Source organism: Micromonospora sp. KC606 (genome assembly GCF_004348675.1).
In the GTDB taxonomy this organism is placed as follows: Bacteria; Actinomycetota; Actinomycetes; order Mycobacteriales; family Micromonosporaceae; genus Micromonospora.
On record NZ_SMKN01000310.1, the window covers coordinates 1 to 5,210 of the forward strand.

At 67.3% G+C, this 5,210-nt stretch carries 6 protein-coding genes; 4 read left to right on the plus strand and 2 right to left on the minus strand.

Going from position 1 to position 5,210, the window contains the following annotated elements:
* Window positions 1-575: TetR/AcrR family transcriptional regulator (locus E1193_RS29910; protein ID WP_132186495.1), on the minus strand; the 575-nt coding region annotated here is incomplete at its 3' end.
* Between the two features lie 92 nt (window positions 576-667).
* Here E1193_RS29910 and E1193_RS29915 point away from each other — a divergent pair.
* The 4 genes from E1193_RS29915 to E1193_RS29930 all read left to right on the plus strand — a co-directional run bounded on the left by E1193_RS29915 (window position 668) and on the right by E1193_RS29930 (window position 3,962).
* A complete protein-coding gene (locus E1193_RS29915) occupies window positions 668-1,636 on the plus strand; it encodes an NADP-dependent oxidoreductase (protein WP_132186496.1) in 969 nt (322 codons plus the stop codon).
* A 68-nt stretch (window positions 1,637-1,704) separates the two neighbouring features.
* A complete protein-coding gene (locus E1193_RS29920; protein WP_132186497.1) occupies window positions 1,705-2,067 on the plus strand; it encodes a nuclear transport factor 2 family protein in 363 nt (120 codons plus the stop codon).
* A 448-nt stretch (window positions 2,068-2,515) separates the two neighbouring features.
* Complete coding sequence (locus E1193_RS33560) at window positions 2,516-2,629, plus strand: carbohydrate-binding protein (RefSeq protein WP_243707963.1); 114 nt, start codon at window positions 2,516-2,518, stop codon at window positions 2,627-2,629.
* A gap of 610 nt (window positions 2,630-3,239) precedes the next feature.
* Window positions 3,240-3,962 carry a transposase gene (locus E1193_RS29930; RefSeq protein WP_243707964.1) on the plus strand — a complete coding sequence of 241 codons (723 nt, stop codon included), beginning with the start codon at window positions 3,240-3,242 and terminating at the stop codon, window positions 3,960-3,962.
* A gap of 146 nt (window positions 3,963-4,108) precedes the next feature.
* On the opposite strand, the gene E1193_RS29935 is transcribed toward E1193_RS29930, so the two are convergent.
* On the minus strand, window positions 4,109-4,789 hold the full coding sequence (locus E1193_RS29935; protein WP_132186498.1) for an SDR family NAD(P)-dependent oxidoreductase: 681 nt from the start codon (window positions 4,787-4,789) through the stop codon (window positions 4,109-4,111).
* Window positions 4,790-5,210: the final 421 nt, after the last annotated feature.

The following is a 5,210-nucleotide window of genomic DNA, read 5'->3' on the forward strand; positions in this document are numbered from 1 at the left end:
GGCAGCGGGTGGGCGCCTTCTGGGCGTAGGCCGTCGAAGATGATGGCAAGGTATCGCTGCCACAGGTCGGGCGAGGCGTCCGGCACGTAGCTGGTGACGTAGTTGGGCGCGCACATCAGCAGGATGACGTCGGCGCCGGTGACGTCGGCCCGCACGGCGCCGTGTTCACGAGCCCGATCGACAAGCTTGTGCACGAAGTGAAACATCTGCTCGCGGGCCCTGGTGACGTCCGCGTTCAGTTCGCCAGCTTCCTGTAGGAACGACAGGTCGCGTTGCCGTTGTTGGTCCGCAGCGACGGTGAGGAACTCCAGCAGCGCGGCGCCCGGGTCCGCCGCGTCGAGCAGCTGTTCGCCGACGGCGTTGAGCGCGTCAATCCGATCGAGGACGATCGCGGCTAGCAGGTCATCCTTCGTGGCGAAGTGACGGAACAGGGTGCCCTTGCCGAGACCGGCCCGGCGGGCGATGTCGGCGACCGAGACGTCAAGGCCACGCTCCGCGAACTCATCGGCGGCGGCTGCCAGTAGCAGCCGTCGGTTGCGGGCGGCGTCGGCACGCAACGGGCGGGTCGAGGTCACGTTGCCACCTTAGCAAGTTGACCGCGCGGTCCGTTTATTGCTAGCTTCGCAACCGATAACATGACCGTCCGGTCCGTTTATGGGGGAAGCGCATGAAGGCAGTGGTCGTGACCGGCTACGGGCCGCCCGAGCAATACACCGTGGGGGACGTGCCGGTGCCCCAGCCTGGGCCGGGGCAGATCCAGGTCCGGATCGCCGCCGCCTCGATCAACCCGGCGGACGTCCGGCTGCCCAGCGGGGATTTCCGCAACGTCGTGCCGCTGGGGTTTCCGCACGTGCCCGGCAACGACTTCGCCGGCACGGTCAGCGAGGTTGGCGCTGGCGTGACGGCCCATCAGGTGGGCGACGAGATCTTCGGTCAGGCTGTGCCTCGGGCGCTGCGGGCGATGGCCGGTGCGACCCGGCCGTCGCTGAGCACCGGCTCGCTGGCCGAGTATGCGGTCTTCGAGGCCAATACCCCGTTCCTGGCGCATCGCCCGGCCGGTCTCGACATCGAGCAGGCGGCCGCGTTGCCCACCGTCGGCCTGACCGCAAGGGCACTTATGGCCACCGCCGGAGTGCAGCCCGGCGAAACCGTCCTGGTCGTCGGCGCTACCGGCGGCGTCGGAACCGCGGTGATCCCGCTGCTGGCCGCCGCGAAGGCGCGGGTGATCGCCACCGCGACCGCCGCTGATGCCGACATCCTCCGAGCGCTCGGCGCTGACGAGACCATCGGATATGCGGAATCTGAGTACCCCTCCGACGTCAATATCGCGTTCAACCTGACGCTGCCCAGCGACCGCCTTACCGGAGTTGCAGGCGCCGTCCGTCCCGGCGGACGCCTCCTCACGATCACCTACCCGGTACCGCAACAGGAGTGGATTGGCCGCGACGACGTCGGTCTGCATTTCGTACTGGACATGGACGGCACCTTCGGCGGGATGCGGGAAGTCGGTGAACTGGCAATCCGCGGAGAACTACAGGCCACGATCGGCCGCCGCTACACCCTCAACCAGGGGGCTCAAGCATGCGTCGACTTCGTCCGCCGGCATACGACCGGCAAGCTTGTCGTCAGGATGTGAAACACACTGCCATCAGCGCTTCTCGACAATCTGAACTTTGACGACCCCACGCGCGACAGGACCCTCACGTGAAAGCTGACATCCGCGAGCTCCAGCAAGCATTCGACCACGCTGAATTGCACGCCGACACGAACCGTTTAAACGCCCTGCTGGCGGATGACTTCATGTCCATCGGCGAGCGGGGCTACCTGCTGGACAAACGGCAGTGGATCGACCGACACGCCGACTTCGCCTACCTGTCCCTGACGACAACCGAACTCGACGTGCGCCGCTACGACCGCGCCGCGATCGTGCGCTGCGTCCAGCGCAGCCGGGCGACCTGGCGTGGTGAAGTGATGACACTGACAGTCCGATTGAGTCAGGTATGGACCGAACTACCCGACGGGTGGCGGCTCGCCGGCATCCAGTTCAGTTCGCTCGACCCAGTCTGAACGCCTCATTCGCAATCCCGAGCCGACGCAGGCGCTGTGCGCGTGAGTGAAACCCGCTGCTCATCACGTATGGGTGGTGCGTCCGGCACGGCTGTCGCGTAGTGCCCCATGCGCAGCGGCAAGCAGTTCTCGGACCTCCGCTTCGACCTGCCCACCTACACCCGCCGCTGATCAAGGACGGCAACTGGCAGACCGGGGCTCAGGGCGGCAAGTGGCAGGTGGAGGCGGGACACACCGGCCCCAAACGCCGGCGGCGGACTGGGCGGCGACTTCCACCGGGTCGGCGTCAAGCTGGACTACTGCCAGATCAACCCGCCGGGCAAGAGCCTGGACATCCCGATCATCTACTATCTCCCGGCCACCGGCCCGGTGAAGCGGCTGCTCCGCCCCGGCCTGGGACGCGACCAAGGTCTACAACCCGGCGACCCAGCCGATCGAACAGACCACCGTGAAGTACGACGGCAAGGTCTGGCAGGCCAAGTGGTGGACCCAGGGCAACGTCCCGGGCACCGGGCCGGATGCCGACCATGAGCCGTGGAGGCTGATCGGTCCGGCGAACTGACCCAAGATCGGGCGGCCCGCACGTCGCTCCCACGACGTGCGGGACGCCCCGATCCGCCGCTCGGGCGCGATCGCGGCCCCGGTCGACTCTCTCCACGCACCGGCGTTAGCAGCTCGTGTGACCCCGCCGCGAAATCAGGACGGCAGAGTCCCCCGGGGTGCCGCGGTTGCTAGCACATTCGGCCATGATCAGGGTGTTATCCACATCCACCACAGTTGTCCACAGCTCATCGCCGAACGGTGGCGGGTGCGGTGGGTCGACGGCGATCCTGAGCAGGTCGGCGAGGTCACCGCTGGGTTGCTGGCCACGGCTACGCGCAGGTGGAGCAGCGTCGGCCGCAGGCCAACGGCGACCGGTCCCCGCGCCGATGCGGCGCGGGGGGCCGGTCTCGGCCCGTCCATCTCGGCTCGTCGGGGGGACTGGGTAGATTTCCGTGTTTGACCTGGGTGTGGTCCGTTGGGCAGGACGTTGGTCCTGTCCGGGAAGGGCCACGTCATGGCGGACAAGAAGAACGTTGTTCAGCTTCCGCAGCTGACGGCGGCGGAGGTGGAGTTCGCTCAGCAGTTGGTGGAGCGGGCGAAGGCTGACGGGGTGTCGTTGGTCGGGCCGGGTGGGCTCCTCGCGGGGATCACGCGCACTGTCCTTGAATCAGCGCTTCGACGCCGAGTTGGACGCTCACCTTGATGACGCAGGCGTCGATGAAGCGACTGGCCGGCGGACCAACATCCGTAACGGTCACGGGGCCAAGACGGTGCAGACCGAGGTGGGGCCGGTGCGGATCCAGGTTCCACGGGACCGGGCCGGGTCGTTCACCCCGCGGATCGTCCCAAGGCACGCCCGCAGGTTGGACGGGTTCAACGAGGCGATCCTGTCGCTGTATGCCAAAGGGCTGACGACCGGGGAGATCTCCGCGCATCTGGCGGACGTGTATGACGCCGACGTGTCCCGGGAGTTGATCAGCCGCGTCACCCCCACCGTCGCCGCCGCAGAAGCCCGCTTCGAGGCGTTCGCCGCCGAGTTCGGCGACCAGTACCCGGCCGTCATCAAACTGTGGCGGACCTCCTGGCCGCAGTTCGTGCCGTTCCTGGACAACGACCACGAGGTCCGCAAGGCCCTCTACACCACCAACATCATCGAAATTTTGAACGCACGGTTCCGGCAAGCCGCCCGACGACGCGGGCACTTCCCCACCGAGCAGGCCGCGATGAAGATCCTCTACCTCGCCGTCCAACAGAAACGCCGAGGCGGCGGCAGCACCACGGCCGGGTCCTACGGTTGGGCCAAAGCCCTCAACGCCCTGATCCTCGCCTACAGCGACCGGATCACCATCTGACAATCTCGATCACACCACAGGCCCAAACACGGAAATTGACACACTCCCCCCGCCAGCGGGCGACGCCGTCGCCTCGGCATGATCGGGTACGCACATCTGGGTACGCACATCTAGCTGCGGACGGTGTGCGGACCGGCCGTACTCCTTCACGAAGCGTCAGGTCTTGACCGGCGAAGTCGGGCGGTGGCGCGCAGCAGGAGGCCGAGTGTGCCAGTCACCGCGGCCATCCGGCGGGGGTAGGACACGATCGCCGGTCGGGTGCGGATGCATCGGATGAGCACGTCGGCGGCCCGGTCTGTGGAGATCTTGAATGGTGTGACCGGGGACTTCGCCATCTTGGTGTCGACGAAGCCGAACCGTACTGCGGTGGCCGGCACGCCGCGGGGCCGCAGGGCGGCGTCCAGGCTGAGCAGGTACGAGGTGAGGCCCGCCTTGGAGGCCGCGTAGCCGGGCGCCTGCGCCGAGATCGTCGTGTCGGCGAGGCTGGACAGGCCGATCAGGTGGCCACGGCCGGCGGCGAGCATGCGCGGCACCACCGCCTCGAACGTGCGGGCCGCGCCGAGTAGGTTCACCTCCAGCGCCCGGGTCTGGCCGGCCAGGTCCTCACCGAGCGGCTCACCGACGCCGGCCGCGTAGACGCACAGGTCGACGCCACCGACCTCGGCGAGCACCATGGGGAAGTCTGGAGAGGTCACGTCCACGACGTGATGCGAGCCGACCGGGGCGGGGCTGCGTGACAGCCCGGTCACCGTCCACCCGTCGGCCAGGAGCCGGTGGGTCAGTGCCAGCCCGATGCCGTCGCTGTTGCCCACGATCAAGGCGCGCATGACCCGTGATTCTGGCAGAAGGAAGGGCAGCAGGGCGAACCGTGTCGGGTCGCGGTAACGCAGGTAGGCCCGATATGAGCGTGCTCTGACGTCATCGTTAGCGATGTCAGGGAGGCGCTTGTTCGGACATGTGCTGGCGTGTTGACGTGCGCACCAACTTCGTAGCGGAAGTGAATCACGATACCGTCCATCGGGGCTCGGCGGATCCGGGATAGGTCCGTCGTTTGCTTTCTGCTACGAAGACGAGTACCTGCAGACCACTCCCCACTCCCACACTCATGTGGACGCCCTCTTCTAATAGGTTCCGTCAGCCTGCTGGTGCAGGATGGCTTCGGTAGCGGCTGGCGGGTCAGCACTGCACTCTTCGGACCCGTTTGAGGTCTTGCGGCAGACCGTGCGCCCGTTGGTCGTGAGGAGACGG